Source organism: Cupriavidus sp. C2SS-8b, assembly GCF_057073745.1.
Map to the genome: position 1 here is coordinate 2,496,845 of NZ_CP172716.1, position 15,765 is coordinate 2,512,609.

Below are 15,765 nucleotides of genomic sequence, written 5' to 3' on the forward strand. Positions count from 1 at the left end.
CGGTGTTCAAGCTGGACTCCCTGGAAAGACGGTCGGACGTTGGCATCAACGCGCCTTGCGGGCCGCGCCGAAGCCGCCGAAGAACGTGCGCGAGTTGAGGTCGAGCGTTTCGATGTGGTAGCCGCCTTCCTGCACAATCAGCGTGAGCAGGCAGAGCGCGCCGACGGACTCGCCCAGGCGGCCAAACCCTTCAGTCGTCACCGCGACGACAGCCTGGGGATCCTCCATATAGATGTCGAAGCCCAGCGCCAGAACCAGCACGTCGGCCTGGAAGCGCTTGACGGTGCGCAGGGCCGCGTCGAGCTGTTCGAAGAACACCGCCTCGCTCGAGCCATGCGCCATCGGCAGGTTGACGTTGTAGCCGCTGCCCTCGCCGCTGCCGCGCTCTTCCTCGAAGCCCGCCACGGCCGGGTAGAAGTTGGTGGGATCGCCGTGGATCGATACGTACAGCACGTCGTCGCGGCCGTAGAAAATCTCCTGGATGCCCTGGCCGTGGTGCATGTCGGTATCGACGATCGCCACGCGGCCGAAGCGTTCGCGCAGCACTTGCGCGGCGATGGCCGCATTGTTCAGGTAGCACAGCCCCCCGGCGCCTTCGACGCGGGCGTGGTGGCCGGGCGGGCGGCACAGTGCATAGGCCTCGCCGGCACCCTCCAGCACTGCGCGCGCACCGGCGACCGCGCTCTGCGCGGACCAGTAGGCGGAGCGCCAGGTTTCGGGGCCTATCGGGCAACTGCCATCGGCCAGGAAGCGCGCGGCCTTGCCGAGCACGCCGCGCAGCGGGTTGTTCTCGCGCACGAAGATATTGGACATGACTTCGTTGCCCCAGTCTTCCGGCATCTGCTTCCACTCGCCGTGCGCCTCTTCGAGGAAGCGCAGGTAGTCCATGCCATGCACGGCGGCTAGCGGCGCATGACCGGCATCGGCGGGCTCGCGCACGTCGAAGTCCAGTGCGCGGGCCGCCTGCAGCAACTGCACGGCGCGCTCGGGCACCTCTTGCGGCTCGCGCATCTGGCCACGCGAGAAATAGCTGCGCGGATGATGCTTCAACTGTTGGGGGTGGAAGTAGGTCAGCATGATGTTCAGTCGTCTCTTGTCGTTGTAGAAGTCAGGCGGGCAGGCGTAGCGATGCCTGGCGTACCCGCCATACAGGGAAAGCGTCAGTCAGGGGAAAGCGCGGGTCAGGGCGTGCTGACCGCCTCGAAGGCGATGGCGCGGCGCGACTTCATCGCGTCGAGCGCCATCACACACACGAGGGACAACACCGCGAGTCCCGTGAAGAAGAGCGCCAGCGGCCACCATTGCCCGCTGTAGCGATGCGCAAGCCAGGTCGCGGCGAGCGGCGTGAGGCCACCCGCGATCGCGGCGCAGACGTGGTACGACAACGAGATCGCGGAATAGCGCACGTGCGTCGGGAATACATCGGTCATGAAGCCCGCGATCACCGAATAGAACGAGGCCAGGCACACCACCGCGAGCGCGATGCCCGCGATCAGCGACAAGCGATCGCCAGACTGCACGAGCAGGAACATCGGGTACGGTGTCATCATCGCGGCGAGCGCGGCCAGCTTCAGGAAGCGCGCGGTGCCGATCTTCTCCGCCCAGTACGCGGCAAGGGGCTGCATCAGGAACTGGATCACGGCCACAACGAACAGGCAGTCAAGAATCAGCGAGCGGGGCACGCCGAAGTACTGCGTCGTGTACGAAATCATGAACGTGTTGGTGAAGTACACGCCCGCAATGCCGAGGGTATTGGCGCCAATGCACAACAGCACCAGCCAGCGAGCGCTGCGGAACACTTCGGCAATCGGCAGCTTGACAGTGCGGTGGCGCTGCTTCTCGCGCTCGAATTCCGGCGACTCGCCGACGCTGATGCGGATGAAGATGCCGACCACCAGCAGCAGCGCGCTGGCAAGGAACGGCACGCGCCAGCCCCAGGCCATGAAGTCCGCGTGGTCGAGCGACGTCACGGCGCGAAACGCCAGCAGCGACATCAGCATCCCGGCCGGGCTGCCAAGCTGCGCGAACGACGCGAAGAACATGCGGCGGCCCGGCGGCGCGTGCTCGCCCGCCATCAGGACTGCCCCGCCCCACTCGCCGCCAGCCGAGATGCCCTGGATGATGCGCAACACGATCAGCAAGGCGGGAGCGACCCACGGGGACGAAAACTGCGTCGGCATCAGCCCCACGCCAACAGTGGCGAGACCCATCATGACGAGCGACGTCATCAGCTCCTTCTTGCGGCCGATCTTGTCGCCAAGGTGACCGAAGATGACGCCACCGAGTGGACGCGCGAAGAACCCGACGGCAAAGGTGCCGAAGGACGCCATCGTACTGATGAACGGGTCATCCGACGGAAAGAACAGTTCGCCGAACACCAGTGCGGCGGCAGTTGCGTAGATGTAGAAGTCATACCATTCGATCGCCGTGCCGATGAAGGCGGCGGCAGCAGCGCGTCTGGGCTGGTGCTTGACCGTGGAAGGGGTTTGCATTGGGTTGTCTCCTGTCGTTTTCAAGTCTGCAGCGTTGCGCGGACACTGCGGTGACAGTTTTATAGCCCCCTCGATTTTATTAATCAAATTTATAGTTATTATTCTCTACATAATTTCAACTTATATAGCGAGAATTATCCTCGATGTCGCGAAGTAGACCTGAAGTGGTGCGCTTCCTGAATGACCGGCTCGACTGGAATCTTCTGAGAACCTTTCTGGTCATCATGCAAGAGCGCAGCGTGAGCCGCGCCGCCGCGCGCCTGCACCTGACCCAGCCCGCCATCAGCCTGGCGCTCAAGCGCCTGGAAGAGACGCTCGGGCACTCCCTGATCCAGCGGCGTGGCCAGCAATTCAAGCCAACGCCGGCCGGGGAAGAGGTTTTTCGCATTGCCGGCGAGATCTATGGCCATCTGTCGAAGCTGGAAACGGAGCTGGCCGACAAAGGGGAAGACATCACGGGCTCGATCCGGCTCCTTTGCGTCAGCCGGATGGATTCGTGGATCTACGACGAATACCTGGCGGAGTTCCATCGCAGCTATCCGCGCGTCGACCTGCAGATCGAGGTCATGCGCTCGTCGGATATCGTCTCGTCTTTGCTGCAGATGACCGCAACCGCCGGTCTCAGTGTGTGCCGCACGCCGCAAGACAAGCTCGAGCAGCGATGCTTCCTGCGCCAGCGCTATGCAATTTTCTGTGGCCGGCATCACCCCTTGTTCGGCCGCCAGGGCCTGGCGATGGCGGACCTGCTCGACCAGGACTTCGTCTCGTTCACGACCGAACTGCTTGGCGAGAGCCTTGCGCCGATCAGCGTGTTCCGCGACGAGCACCGGTTCACCGGCCAGACCATCGCGGTCTCGTCGAGCCTGGACGAAGTGCGGCGGTTGATCTTCGCTGGCTATGGCATCGGCTGCCTGCCCGAGCACATCGTGCGCGACGACCTGCTGCAACAGCGCCTGTGGCGCCTGCCGCCCGATGATGGCGTGGCCGACATCGATATTCAGCTGCTATGGCACCGTGGACGCAAGATGAACCCGGCGGAGCGGATGTTTCTTGAAGGCATGGAGCGCACCATGCAGCGCTATCCGCTGCAGGAGCGCTTGGGGTCCCGTTAAACCGTCCTCATCGAGGCGACTCGGTGGCCCACCGCGCCTCATGGGGACCGGTGAGCGTGCGTCAGGCACTCCTGGAACAGCAACGCCGCGCGTGCGGGCTCGGGTGAGCGCCGCAACATCGACGTGAACCGGCAAGCATAGCGAAAACGCTTCGGCGCGACAGGCCGCATCAAGCCCCGACCTTCGAAGCTAGCGGCATAGTGATCGGGCAGAAAGCCAAGGTAGGCGCCCGACAGGATCAGCGTCGCGATCGACTCCTGGTCGAATCCCGTCGCCTTGCGCGACAGCTTTTCGCGGTGGGCGAGTTCCATATTGGGCGAGTTGTAGCCGAGTCCAGCAAAACGGTAGTTGCGCATCTGCCGCCACGTGAGCCCTTCTTGCGGTGCATCGAACAACGGATGGCTGGCGCCGCAATAGAGCAGCATGGTCTCGTCGAACAGCGCACTACTGATAAAGCCGCGCGCGGGACGGTACACCGGGGCGATCCCGACATGGAAGCGGCCATCGATGACCCCCTGCTCCACCGCCACCAGCGAAGCGACGTGGAGGTTCAGCACCACCTCAGGCGCGGCCTCCGAGAACCGGGCGATCGCATCGCCAAGCCGCGCCCGCGGATTGGTGGCGGTCTTGTCGACGACCGCCACGTTCAGCTCCCCGCCAAGGCGCCCATGCAGGTCGTCGACGCTGCTGCGGAAGGCCTCGACCGACGCGAGCAAGCGCAAGGTCTGCTCGTAGATGCCATGCCCTTCGGCTGTCAGCGCAAACCCCGCGCGCCCGCGACGGCACAGCGTGAGGCCCAGCCGCGTTTCCAGATCCTTGATATGGCGGCTGATGGTCGAGATGCCGATGTTGAGTTCGCGCTCTGCCGATGCCATGCCGCCACACTCGACCACGGCCTTGAAGACCCGCAGCAGACGCAGGTCCATGTCGCTCATCAGCCCGAGCAGGGCACGGCGCTTTGTGGTTACTTGCATGAACTGACAAGTGAACGTTGATATTTGATCATTCAAAAGCCTATCGCCGATCCCAATAATCCGCAACAGACCAACGCTACCGCGCACCGCGCGAACCGCCATGACCACCACCGCCACCTCTCGCCCGCAGAACACTGACGTCCGCCTGGACCCCGCCTGGCTCGATGCCCACTGGATGCCATTCACGGCGAACCGGCAATTCAAGGCCAGTCCGCGCATGATTGTCGAAGCCAAGGGCGCGTACTACACGGACGTCGACGGCCGCAAGATCTTCGATGGCTTGTCTGGCCTGTGGTGCACGGGGCTCGGCCATGCGCGCCCCGAGATCGTCGAGGCCGTCAGCCGCCAGATCGCCCGGCTCGACTATGCGCCGGCGTTCCAGTACGGGCATCCGCTGTCGTTCGAACTCGCCAACAATCTGCGGGAGATGACGCCGGCCGGGCTCGACTATGTGTTCTTCACAGGCTCGGGTTCAGAAGCAGCCGATACCTCGCTCAAGATGGCGCGCGCGTATTGGCGTGCGAAAGGCCAGGCCGCCAAGACACGCCTGATCGGGCGCGAGAAGGCCTATCACGGCGTGAACTTCGGCGGGATCTCGGTTGGCGGGCTCGCGCCGAACCGCAAGCTGTTCGGCCAGGGCATCGAATCGGACTTCCTGCCGCACACGCACCTGGCCGGGAACGCCTTCACGCGCGGGCAACCGCAGCACGGCGCCGAGCTGGCAGACCGCCTGCTCGACCTGATCGCGCTGCACGACGCCTCGACCATTGCCGCCGTGATCGTCGAACCCTTCTCAGGCTCGGCCGGCGTCCTGGTCCCGCCCGCAGGCTACCTGCAGCGCCTTCGCGACATCTGCACCGCGCATGACATCCTGCTGATCTTCGACGAGGTCATCACCGGCTTTGGGCGCGTCGGCGCCACGACGGCCGCCGAGGCCTTCGGCGTGGTACCGGACATCATGAACATCGCCAAGCAGGTGACCAACGGCACGCAGCCGCTCGGGGCGGTGATTGCCAGCAAGGACATCTATGACACGTTCATGGAGGCAGGCGGTCCCGACTACATGCTGGAGTTTCCGCACGGCTACACCTACTCGGCACATCCGGTTGCCTGCGCTGCCGCCATCGCCACGCTCGACGTGCTACGCAACGAAGACATGGCCGGCCGCGTGCGTGCGCTTGCACCGGTGTTCGAGGAGGCCGTCCACAGCCTGAAAGGAAGCCCGCATGTGACCGATATTCGCAACTTCGGTCTCGCCGCGGGTTTCTCTATTGCCCATGCGCCGGGCGAGCCCGCGCGCCGGCCGTACGAGATCGCGCAGCGCTGCTGGGAAAAGGGCTTCTACGTGCGCTACGGCAGCGACACGATCCAGCTTGCGCCGCCGTTCATTGCCGAACCGCGCGAGATCGACGACCTGGTCAACGCGCTGGGAGAAGCCCTGCGCGCGACGGATTAAGTCCGATCGCTGCCGAAGCCCTGAAATGAAAAAGGGTTGCAGGCTTCTGCCTGCAACCCTTTTTCATTGCCCGGTCCGGGAGACCGGGCCACGGAAGCAGCGCCTCAGTGGGGCATTTCGTCGGTCGAGAAAACGTACCGGGCACCGTCCGTGTAAGTGTCGAACTTGCCACCGGTCTTTGCGCCATCGGTGAAAGCGTTGTACTTGCCGCTACGGGCGCCGTCGGTGTAGGCGCTGTAGCCGTTGCTACGCGCGCCGTCGGTATGCGGATCGAACTGGCCACTCTTGGCCAGAACCGGCGCGGCCGAGATGGCAGCAGCGATGGCGGTAATGACGATCAGGAGATAGCGGCTGGCGTTCATGATTTTCCTCTATGGTCGCGACGCCTTTGTTTTTTGGGGGTCTGCTGCATTGCGGCATCGCGTAGACGAATACTAAGGGTTTTCCCTTGAAGTGACCAATCCCCAACGCGACAATAGCTTGTTGCAATTTTTGGAACATTGGGACGATCTGGGCTACAAGCCAACGACGACCGGCACCCGCGGCGCCACCGCGCACATCAGCTCATAGCCGATCGTGCCCGCCGCCGCGGCAACATCGTCGATCGGAACATGCTGCCCCCAGAGTTCGACCGGCGTGCCGACGCCGGCTTCCGGGCATTCGCTGAGATCGATCGCCAGCATGTCCATGGAAATACGCCCGACGGTGCGCGTGTTCCGGTCGCCGACACGAACCGGTGCGAAATGCCCTGCGTGCGAAGAGCTCGTGCGCGGATAGCCATCGGCGTAGCCGCACGCGACGATGCCAATACGCTGGCGGCGCGTCGCGACATAGTGGGAACCATAGCCGACGGACTGGCCGGGCTGCAGGTCCTGCACGCCCAGTATCCGGCTGGTCAAGGTCTGCGCTGCCTGCAGGCCGGTGCCAGTCAGATCCTTCGCGCAGCCCGACGGCGCAGCGCCGTACAGCATGATGCCCGCCCGCACCCAGTCCGCGTGGCAATCAGCATGACGCATGGTCGCCGCCGAGTTCGCGACGGAGATCTTTCCGGGCAGGTCCTGCGTGACGGCCCGGAACGTGGCGAACTGGTCCGCCACGCCTTTCTCGGTATCCGCATCCGAGAAATGACTCATGTGGGTCACGGATTTCACCGCGGCAATATCGCCCAGGCGACGCCAGGCCGCGCTGTACTCTCCGGGATTGAACCCCAGGCGATTCATGCCGGCATTCAGTTTCAGGCAGACATCGATCGAGCGCGGTGGCAAGCGACCATCGCGAGACGCCACCTCCAGCATCCGCAACTGCTCTTCTCCGTGGACCGCCGTGGTCAGGCGCAGCGAGGCAAGCAGCGCGATATCGCTGTCATCGAAGAATCCCTCAAGCAACAGGATCGGGCCGGTCCAGCCCAGGTCACGCAGCCGGGCCGCCTCGTCCAGGTCGAGCAATGCAAAACCATCGGCCGAGGTCAGTGCCGGGTAGACCCTGGCGATGCCGTGGCCGTAGGCATTGGCCTTTACCACGGCCCAAACTTTCGATGCTGGTGCCAGACGCCGTGCAATGGCCAGGTTGCTGGCGAGCGCGGACCGGTGGATGGTCAAGGAGATGGGGCGTGGCATAGGTGTCGTTATCTGGATTGCCGTGGTGATGGCTAGTACTGGCGATTCGCTCTTATCCCAGAGCGCCAACTATCGTATCGACGTTGAAGCAGGCTTTGTTACTGAAATTCCAGGAGTTTTCAGTAACAGCTTTCAAGCCCGGCAAAGACGGCAAAGCGGTCGGCGCGGCGTCAGGAACGGCTCGCCTCGCTGACGCCAGGGGTGGTGTTTCTACCTACGCGCAAGTGATCCGCATGACCCTGCGCGGTCTTTGCGATCCGCTATAACTCAGTTAACGCCAGCCCATCCAAAAGCACGGGCGGGAGCCCGCAGGTCGCTGGCGTTCTGTAGTGAGGTACCCCGGATGAAAGCCCCGCAACTGGGCCTGTGTTTTTTGGCCATGTTTCTGTGCACTGCCTGCGAGCAGTTGCCGATCGCCCGGCGGGCACCTCCGCCACCCCCGTCACCCGCTGTCGCCGCAGCCCCGGCATCCGAAAAACCACTTCCCACGCCAATCGCCGCCCACGACATCAGCCTGGCCGGCACTTGCCGCCGCACCGAGGACGACGGCTTCCGCGAAGACGCGGTGATGCGCGTGGTCTCGAACGATGTGAAGTCGCTGAAATGGAAGCTGTGGGTATCCAAGCGCGGCACCTGCCAGTTCGACCTGGCAGATTTCAAGCAAGTCCAGAAGACGCCGCATATCGTGCTGCAAGCGACCGACGGCACCCAATGCGAACTGCTGATCTGGCAGGACCCACGGCGCATCACGCTCGCGCACGCCAATTGCCAGAAGCGCTGCACGCCCGGCATCTATGAGCAGGCGTGGCCGGTGCTGTTCAACCCGAACAACGGGAATTGCGCCGAGATCCGGTGAACAAGCGGCCCGGCACGGAAGGACGCGCTTACTTGCTCTTGGGCACGCGGCCCATCAGGAAGAACTCGTCGTTCGGACGCATGCTGATGGTGTTGGCCATGCGGTTCGACAAGCCGAAGAATGCCGTGATGGCGGCGATGTCCCACGCATCTTCATCGCTGAACCCGTGCTCGCGCAGCGCCGCAAAGTCGGCGTCGGCGATTTCGTGCGAGGCCTTGCAGACCTTCATCGCGAAATCGAGCATGGCGCGCTGGCGCGGCGGGATATCGGCCTTCAGGTGATTGACGGCGACCTGGTCGGCCACCAGCGGCTTCTTCTCGTAGATGCGCAGGATGGCGCCGTGCGCCACCACGCAATACAGGCACTGGTTTGCCGCCGACGTGGCCACCACGATCATCTCGCGCTCGCCCTTGGTCAGGCCGCCGTCCTTGAGCATCAGGGCGTCGTGATAGGCGAAGAAGGCACGGAACTCGTCGGGCCGGTGTGCCAGCGTCAGGAAAACGTTGGGCACGAAGCCCGCCTTGTCCTGGACTTCCAGGATGCGCTGCCGGATGTCGTCGGGCAGCGCCTTCAGTTCGGGCACGGGGTAACGGCTGATGGGATGGGCCGGGCGGGTCATGGCTGTCTCTCTCGCGGTCGTTGTTGTCGCCCCATTGTAGCCAAGGCGCAACCCGCAAGCCGGCAGCCCCGGCCCGGCCAGGAATCAGTGCGTGGCGAACTGGATCCGGTGCAGCCCGGCGTACAGGCCGTTGGCGGCCAGCAGTTCGTCGTGGGTACCCTGCTCGGCCACGCGGCCGTGATCGAGCACGACGATGCGGTCGGCGTTCTCGATCGTCGACAGGCGGTGCGCGATCACCAGCGTCGTACGGCCCACCATCAATGCTTCCAGCGCCGCCTGTACCTGGCGTTCGGATTCCGAATCGAGCGCCGACGTGGCTTCGTCCAGAATCAGGATCGGCGCGTCCTTATAGATCGCCCGGGCGATAGCCAGTCGCTGGCGCTGACCGCCCGAGAGCTTCATGCCGTTGTCGCCAATATTCGTATCGAGGCCTTCCGGCAGGTTCTTCACCACGTCGGTCAGGTAGGCGGCCTGCAAGGCACGCTCGACGCGCGCCATGTCGATCTTGTCGTCCGGGCCGACCCCGTATGCCACGTTGGCGGCAACGGTGTCGTTGAAGAGCACCACGTCCTGGCTCACGAAGGCGACCTGGTTGCGCAGTTCGCGCAGCGCGATGTCGCCGATCGCATGGCCGTCCAGCAGGATGCGGCCATCGGTCGGGTCGAAGAAGCGCGGCACCAGGTTGACCAGCGTGGTCTTGCCGCTGCCCGAAGGACCGACCAGCGCCACCACCTCGCCAGCCGGTACGCGGATATCAATACTCTCCAGCGCCGGCCGTGTGCCTTCGCCATAGTGGAACCCGACGCGTTCGAATACCAGGTCGCCCTTGGCACGCTCGATGCGCACGCCACCGTCCTGCGGCTCGGGCGGTTCGTCGATCAGCCGGAAGATCAGCTCGGCCGCGGTCAGGCCGCGCGTGAGCGGTTGGTTGATGTCGGTCAGGTGCTTGAGCGGCGAGATCAACAGCAGCATGGCCATCACGAAACCGGTAAAACCGCCGATCGTGGTCTGGTTGCCCTGCGCCTGGACCATGGCGATGGTGATGATGACCGACAGCGCCAGCGCGGCCAGGAACGCCGTCACGGGCTGGTTCAGGCCACCGGCCACGGCCATGCGCATCGAATAATTCTTGAGCCGTTCCGCCATGTTGCGGAACCGGTTCATCTCGTAAGCCTCGCCGCCATGCAGCTTCACGACCTTGAAGCCGCCGACTGCCTCCTCGACCACATACGCCGCGCTGTTGGTCAGCGTCTGGTGGTCGCGGTTGAGTCGGCGCAGGCGCCGGTTGATCTTCGACATCAGGTAGCCGATCACGGGCAGGATCACGGCCACGATCAGCGTCAGGCGCCAGTTCGTGTAGAACAGGTAGATCAGCAGCGCCACCACGGTGAGCGAGTCCCGCACCAGCGTGATGAACACGTTGGTCAGGATCGACAGTACCTGGTTGACTTCGAAGATCACCGCGTTGATCAGCGAAGCCGCCGTATTGCGGTGGAAGAACTGGGCAGGCGCGTGCAGCAAGCGGTCGAACATCTGCATGCGCATCTTCAGCAGCACGCGGTTCGAAATCAGGCTCAGCAAGTAGCCGGATGCAAACTGTGCCACGCCGCGAATGAGCGCGACACCGGTCAGGATGGCCGGCACGTGCCACAGCTTGCCGGCGTAGTCGCCGCCAAAGCCTTTGTCGAGCAGGTCGTTGACGACCTTCGGGATCACGCCCTCGCTGGCCGCGACCACGGCCATGGCCAGGATGGCGGCAATGAAAATGCGCAGCTCCGGGCGCAGATAGCCCATCAGGCGCTTGCCTACCTTTACGTCTTGTCCGGCCGACTGTTCGGACTTCGCTGGATTGCTCACTACCACCCTTAATTTGAATGATGCGACGCGCACCCGTCTGACGGGTGCCACGGAAAACGCCTAAGAACCACGGAAATTGGCTGCCCGGCATGGCGAAAACACCACATGCAGGCGCAAAAAACGGAGCCATTGTAACCGCATTACCCGGCGCGGCAGACGCGCCGAAACGGGCGCAAGGGATGGCGCGGCGCCAGTCTTGCGCGCCCGCCCGGCCTCAATACATCAGCTCGACCGCCTCGTTGCCGAGCCACTGCCGCAGTTCGCCGAGCAGGGCTTCGTCCGGCTCGACGCGCCAGTTCGGTCCGAGGTGGATATCGCATGCGGCACTCGGATTGCGGTAGCGCACCAGCAGGCCAAGACCAGCAGGGCCCGCGTCGCGCGGCTTGGCGCGGTACTGGGTGAGCATGGTGCGCAAACGCTCCATGGTCGAGTCTTCCGGTGCCAGCGCAATGCTGAGCGCGCTGGCATAGGCGCTGCGGGCGGTGGCCAGGTCCATCACCGACTCCGCCGTAAAGCGCACGCCGCCGGTGAAGGTGTCGTGGCGTGCGTTGCCGGTGGCGATCAGCAGCTCGTCCTCGCGGAACATGTGCCGGTTGGCATCGAACAGCTCGTTGAAAACGGTCATCTCCACCAGCCCGGTGCCGTCGTCGAGTTGCACGATGATCATCTTGCCGCGCTGCGTCATCTGCGTGCGCACGCCGGCAATCACGCCGGCGATGGTCTTGCCGCGCACGTCGCGGCCGAAACCGCCGCCATTGCCCTGCACTTCCTTTTCGAGCCCGGCCAGCGTGCTCTTCACGAAGCGGCGCACCTCGTCGCGGCACGCGTCGAACAGGTGTCCCGAGAAGTAATAGCCGAGCGCCTGCTTTTCTTCCTGCAGCGTGCGCTTGGGCGTCCAGCGCGGCTCGTCGAGCAGTTCCGGGCGGTGCGCGTCGCCGGCATCGCCCATCAGGTCGAACAGCGAGACCTGGTTGGCCGACTGGGCCTTCTGGTCGGCCGCTTCCATGGCGATCGAGACAGAGGCCAGCAACTGCGCGCGGTTGTCGTTGAGGCTGTCGAACGCACCGGCCCGGATCAACGCCTCGATGGTGCGGCGGTTCACCTGGCGGCGGTCGACGCGCTCGCAGAAGTCGAACAGGTCCGTGAACGGCCGTTCCTCGCGCGCGCGCAGGATGTCTTCGATGGCGCCCTGGCCGGAACCCTTGATGCCGCCGAGTCCATAGCGGATGGTTTTGGCATCGGTCGGCGCGAAGCGGTATTCGCTGGCGTTGACGTCAGGCGGCAGCACGGCAAGCTTGTTGAGCTTGCAGTCCTCGTAGAGGATCTTGACCTTGTCGGTGTCGTCCATGGCCAGCGACATGTTGGCTGCCATGAATTCGGCCGGATGATGCGCCTTGAGCCAGGCGGTGTAGTACGCCAGCAGCGCGTACGCGGCCGCGTGCGACTTGTTGAAGCCGTAGCCCGCGAACTTCTCCATCAGGTCGAAGATATCGTCGGCCTGCTCGGCGGAGAGTCCATTCTTGGCGGCGCCTTCGCGGAACATCACGCGGTGCTGCGCCATTTCCTCGGGCTTCTTCTTGCCCATGGCGCGGCGCAGCAGGTCGGCACCACCGAGCGAGTAGCCGCCAATGATCTGCGCCATCTGCATCACCTGCTCCTGGTAGACCATGATGCCGTAGGTCTCCTTGAGCACCGGCTCGACGCGCGCATCCGGATACTCCACCTTCTCGCGGCCGTGCTTGCGCGCGCAGAAGCTGGGGATCAGGTCCATCGGGCCCGGGCGGTACAGCGCCACCAGCGCGATGATGTCCTCGAAGCGGTCAGGCTTGGCGTCCTTCAGCATGCCCTGCATGCCGCGGCTTTCCAGCTGGAACACGGCAACCGTGTTGGCCGTCTTCAGGATGTCGAAGGCCGGGCCGTCATCCAGGGGAATCTGGCTGCAGTTCCAGTCCGCCTTGCCCGGGTCGAGCCGGCGGATATAGCGCTCGGCCCAGTCAAGGATGGTCAGCGTGGTCAGGCCCAGAAAGTCGAACTTGACCAGGCCGGCCGCTTCCACGTCGTCCTTGTCGTACTGGCTGACGACGCCGCTCATGCCGTCGTTCTGCGCGCCCTGCGTGTAGAGCGGGCAGAAATCGGTCAGGCGGCCCGGCGCGATCAGCACGCCGCCGGCGTGCATGCCGACGTTACGGGTCATGCCCTCGACACGCTGCGCCAGTTCCAGCAGCTGGCGCACTTCTTCCTCGTTGTTCTCGCGCTCGGTGAGCAGCGGCTCTTCCTTCTTGGCTTCCTCGATCGTGACGAGCTTGCCCGGCTTGAACGGAATCAGCTTGGCGATGCCATCGACGAAGCCGTAGCCCAGGTCGAGCACGCGGCCCACGTCGCGCACCGCGGCCTTGGCCGCCATGGTGCCGAAGGTGGCGATCTGCGATACCGCGTCCTTGCCGTACTTTTCCTTCACGTACGTGATCACGCGGTCACGGCCGTGCTGGCAGAAGTCGATATCGAAGTCGGGCATGGACACCCGCTCCGGATTCAGGAAACGCTCGAACAGCAGCGCGTACTTGAGCGGGTCCAGGTCGGTAATGCCGAGCGCATAGGCCACCAGCGAACCGGCGCCGGAGCCGCGGCCCGGGCCCACGGGCACGCCGTTGTTCTTGGCCCAGTTGATAAAGTCCGCCACGATCAGGAAGTAGCCGGGGAAGCCCATCTTGATGATGGTGCCGGTCTCGAACTCCAATCGCGCGTAGTATTCGGGCCGCTTCGCCTCGCGCTGTGCCTCGTCCGGGAACAGGACGGCCATGCGCTTCTCCAGGCCATCCTTGGCCATGAAGACGAGGTAGTCGTCGAGCGACATGCCGTCGGGCGTGGGGAACAGCGGCAGGCGCGGCTTGCCCAGCTCCAGCGTCAGGTTGCAGCGCTTCGCGATCTCGACAGCGTTTTCGAGCGCGGACGGAATGTCGGCGAACAGCGCGCACATTTCGTCCTGCGTCTTGAAATACTGGTCCGTGGTGAAGCGGCGCGTGCGGCGCGGATTGGCCAGCAGTTCGCCTTCGGCGATACAGACGCGCGCCTCGTGCGCGGTGAACTCATCCGGCGTCATGAACTGCACCGGATGCGTGGCCACCACGGGCAACTGCATCTCCGCGGCCAGGTGCACGGCCTGCTGCACATAGGCGTCCGTGCCGGGATGGCCGGCGCGCTGCACCTCGATGTAGAAACGCTGCGGGAAGACGGTGGCCCAATGCTCGGCGGCGCGGCGGGCGCCTTCGACGTTGCCATTGGCCAGCGCCATGCCGACATCCCCACCCATCGCGCCCGACAGCGCGATCAGCCCTGTCGCCAGCGGCTGCCCCGCTTCACCGGGTTCGCTGAACCAGCCGGGCTCGATTTCGGCACGGCCACGGTGCTGGTTCGACAGCCATGCACGGGACAGCAGCATGCACAGGTTCAGGTAGCCGATGCGGTCCTGCACCAGCAACAGCAGCCGCGCGGGCTTGTCGCGGTCGTCCGCATTGGACAGCCAGACATCGGCGCCGACCACGGGCTTGACGCCGCCGCCGCGCGCTTCCTTGTAGAAGCGGATCAGGCCGAAGGCGTTGGCAAGGTCGGTGAGAGCGAGCGCGCCCATGCCATCCTTGGCCGCGGCCTTGACGGCATCCTCCAGGCGGACGATGCCGTCGACGACGGAATACTCGGAATGGACGCGAAGGTGTACGAAACGGGGGGCAGACATGGGCGACATTGTACCGGCTCGGCATGGGCAACGGCCGGGCCGCAATCATCGCCGACACGCCACGATAGCCGAGGACGACGCTAGGAAATGGCGGTCGGCAGCGGGCCGGCGCGCTATAATTTCACGTTTCCAATCAGGCAGTTATCGCGTGCTTTGCGCGCGCGACCGCAGCGCAGCCCATCATGCAGATCGTCAACATCTCCGCTTACAAGTTCGTCTCGCTCAACGACATCGAGACGTTGCGGCCGGAAATGCGCTCGCGCTGCGAAGACCTCGACCTGAAGGGCACCATCCTGCTCGCGCCGGAGGGCATCAACATGTTCCTGGCCGGCCCGCGCGAAGCCATCGACGGCTTTATGGCGTGGCTGCACGCCGACGCGCGCTTCGCCGACATTGCCCCCAAGGAAAGCCTGTCGGACAACCAGCCCTTCAAGCGCATGCTGGTGCGCGCCAAGAAGGAAATCATCACCATGAAGCGCCCGCTGATCCGACCCGAGGAAGGGCGTGCGCCGTCGGTACGGCCGGTCGACCTCAAGCGCTGGCTCGACCAGGGCCACGACGACGAAGGCCGCCCGGTGGTGATGCTCGATACGCGCAACGACTTTGAAGTCGCGGTCGGGACGTTCGATACGGTGGTGGAATACAACCTCGCCAAGTTCAGCGAATTCCCCGAAGCCGTGGAAGCCCACAAGGCGGATTTCGAGGGCAAGACCGTGGTGTCGTTCTGCACCGGCGGCATCCGCTGCGAGAAGGCCGCGATCCATATGCAGGAAGTCGGCATCGATCACGTCTACCAGCTCGAAGGCGGCATCCTGAAGTATTTCGAGGAAGTCGGCGGCAGCCACTATCGCGGCGACTGCTTCGTCTTTGACTACCGCACGGCGCTGAACCCCAACCTTGAACCTGCTGGACCCAAGCAGTGCTTTGCCTGCCGCGCCGTGGTCACGGCCGAAGAGCAGCAAAGCCCGCAGTATGTCGTTGGCAAGAGCTGCCCGCATTGCATCGGGCAGCAAGGTCAGGCCGCAGCCTGATTGTCCGGGCCGCCGCGAA

Annotated in this window: 12 protein-coding genes; 4 read left to right on the top strand and 8 right to left on the bottom strand. The window is 64.4% G+C overall.

The window, feature by feature from the left end:
* Positions 1-45: 45 nt before the first annotated feature.
* Both ACIGJB_RS11570 and ACIGJB_RS11575 read right to left on the bottom strand, forming a co-directional pair.
* Positions 46-1,077 (bottom strand): histone deacetylase family protein, encoded by a 1,032-nt coding sequence (locus ACIGJB_RS11570; protein ID WP_483729953.1) that lies wholly within the window; start codon positions 1,075-1,077, stop codon positions 46-48.
* A 104-nt stretch (positions 1,078-1,181) separates the two neighbouring features.
* A complete protein-coding gene (locus tag ACIGJB_RS11575) occupies positions 1,182-2,492 on the bottom strand; it encodes an MFS transporter (RefSeq protein ID WP_483729954.1) in 1,311 nt (436 codons plus the stop codon).
* Between the two features lie 143 nt (positions 2,493-2,635).
* Here ACIGJB_RS11575 and ACIGJB_RS11580 point away from each other — a divergent pair, with 143 nt between their 5' ends.
* Positions 2,636-3,604, top strand: coding sequence for a LysR family transcriptional regulator (locus ACIGJB_RS11580; protein WP_483729955.1), 969 nt, complete (start codon positions 2,636-2,638; stop codon positions 3,602-3,604).
* A gap of 38 nt (positions 3,605-3,642) precedes the next feature.
* On the opposite strand, the gene ACIGJB_RS11585 is transcribed toward ACIGJB_RS11580, so the two are convergent.
* On the bottom strand, positions 3,643-4,578 hold the full coding sequence (locus ACIGJB_RS11585; RefSeq protein WP_483732318.1) for a LysR family transcriptional regulator: 936 nt from the start codon (positions 4,576-4,578) through the stop codon (positions 3,643-3,645).
* Positions 4,579-4,678: 100 nt separating this feature from the next.
* Here ACIGJB_RS11585 and aptA point away from each other — a divergent pair, with 100 nt between their 5' ends.
* Complete coding sequence (aptA, locus tag ACIGJB_RS11590; protein ID WP_483729956.1) at positions 4,679-6,034, top strand: omega-aminotransferase AptA; 1,356 nt, start codon at positions 4,679-4,681, stop codon at positions 6,032-6,034.
* A 104-nt stretch (positions 6,035-6,138) separates the two neighbouring features.
* On the opposite strand, the gene ACIGJB_RS11595 is transcribed toward aptA, so the two are convergent.
* Together ACIGJB_RS11595 and alr are read right to left on the bottom strand one after the other, a co-directional pair.
* Complete coding sequence (locus ACIGJB_RS11595; RefSeq protein WP_483729957.1) at positions 6,139-6,396, bottom strand: hypothetical protein; 258 nt, start codon at positions 6,394-6,396, stop codon at positions 6,139-6,141.
* Between the two features lie 153 nt (positions 6,397-6,549).
* Complete coding sequence (alr, locus tag ACIGJB_RS11600; protein ID WP_483729958.1) at positions 6,550-7,650, bottom strand: alanine racemase; 1,101 nt, start codon at positions 7,648-7,650, stop codon at positions 6,550-6,552.
* A 343-nt stretch (positions 7,651-7,993) separates the two neighbouring features.
* Between alr and ACIGJB_RS11605 the strand changes: the two genes are divergently transcribed.
* Complete coding sequence (locus ACIGJB_RS11605; RefSeq protein WP_483729959.1) at positions 7,994-8,506, top strand: hypothetical protein; 513 nt, start codon at positions 7,994-7,996, stop codon at positions 8,504-8,506.
* Between the two features lie 28 nt (positions 8,507-8,534).
* Here the strand turns inward: ACIGJB_RS11605 and ACIGJB_RS11610 are convergent, their stop codons facing one another.
* The 3 genes from ACIGJB_RS11610 to dnaE form a co-directional block, all read right to left on the bottom strand.
* Entirely contained in the window at positions 8,535-9,125 is a 591-nt protein-coding gene (locus ACIGJB_RS11610) for a peroxidase-related enzyme (protein ID WP_483710765.1), read from the bottom strand.
* An 84-nt stretch (positions 9,126-9,209) separates the two neighbouring features.
* Positions 9,210-10,919: a lipid A export permease/ATP-binding protein MsbA gene (msbA, locus tag ACIGJB_RS11615; RefSeq protein ID WP_483732319.1), complete on the bottom strand. Its 1,710-nt coding sequence runs from the start codon at positions 10,917-10,919 to the stop codon at positions 9,210-9,212.
* 277 nt (positions 10,920-11,196) lie between these two features.
* Complete coding sequence (gene dnaE, locus ACIGJB_RS11620) at positions 11,197-14,715, bottom strand: DNA polymerase III subunit alpha (RefSeq protein WP_483729960.1); 3,519 nt, start codon at positions 14,713-14,715, stop codon at positions 11,197-11,199.
* Positions 14,716-14,897: 182 nt separating this feature from the next.
* Here dnaE and ACIGJB_RS11625 point away from each other — a divergent pair, with 182 nt between their 5' ends.
* Positions 14,898-15,746 carry a sulfurtransferase gene (locus ACIGJB_RS11625; protein WP_483729961.1) on the top strand — a complete coding sequence of 283 codons (849 nt, stop codon included), beginning with the start codon at positions 14,898-14,900 and terminating at the stop codon, positions 15,744-15,746.
* Positions 15,747-15,765: the final 19 nt, after the last annotated feature.

What these genes read in the sequence shown, in the direction of transcription:
- ACIGJB_RS11570 (WP_483729953.1), bottom strand. Translation starts at nt 1,077, where the DNA reads ATGCTGACCTACTTCCACCCCCAACAGTTGAAGCATCATCCGCGCAGC.
- ACIGJB_RS11575 (WP_483729954.1), bottom strand. Translation starts at nt 2,492, where the DNA reads ATGCAAACCCCTTCCACGGTCAAGCACCAGCCCAGACGCGCTGCTGCC.
- ACIGJB_RS11580 (WP_483729955.1), top strand. Translation starts at nt 2,636, where the DNA reads ATGTCGCGAAGTAGACCTGAAGTGGTGCGCTTCCTGAATGACCGGCTC.
- ACIGJB_RS11585 (WP_483732318.1), bottom strand. Translation starts at nt 4,578, where the DNA reads ATGCAAGTAACCACAAAGCGCCGTGCCCTGCTCGGGCTGATGAGCGAC.
- aptA (WP_483729956.1), top strand. Translation starts at nt 4,679, where the DNA reads ATGACCACCACCGCCACCTCTCGCCCGCAGAACACTGACGTCCGCCTG.
- ACIGJB_RS11595 (WP_483729957.1), bottom strand. Translation starts at nt 6,396, where the DNA reads ATGAACGCCAGCCGCTATCTCCTGATCGTCATTACCGCCATCGCTGCT.
- alr (WP_483729958.1), bottom strand. Translation starts at nt 7,650, where the DNA reads ATGCCACGCCCCATCTCCTTGACCATCCACCGGTCCGCGCTCGCCAGC.
- ACIGJB_RS11605 (WP_483729959.1), top strand. Translation starts at nt 7,994, where the DNA reads ATGAAAGCCCCGCAACTGGGCCTGTGTTTTTTGGCCATGTTTCTGTGC.
- ACIGJB_RS11610 (WP_483710765.1), bottom strand. Translation starts at nt 9,125, where the DNA reads ATGACCCGCCCGGCCCATCCCATCAGCCGTTACCCCGTGCCCGAACTG.
- msbA (WP_483732319.1), bottom strand. Translation starts at nt 10,919, where the DNA reads ATGGGCTATCTGCGCCCGGAGCTGCGCATTTTCATTGCCGCCATCCTG.
- dnaE (WP_483729960.1), bottom strand. Translation starts at nt 14,715, where the DNA reads ATGTCTGCCCCCCGTTTCGTACACCTTCGCGTCCATTCCGAGTATTCC.
- ACIGJB_RS11625 (WP_483729961.1), top strand. Translation starts at nt 14,898, where the DNA reads ATGCAGATCGTCAACATCTCCGCTTACAAGTTCGTCTCGCTCAACGAC.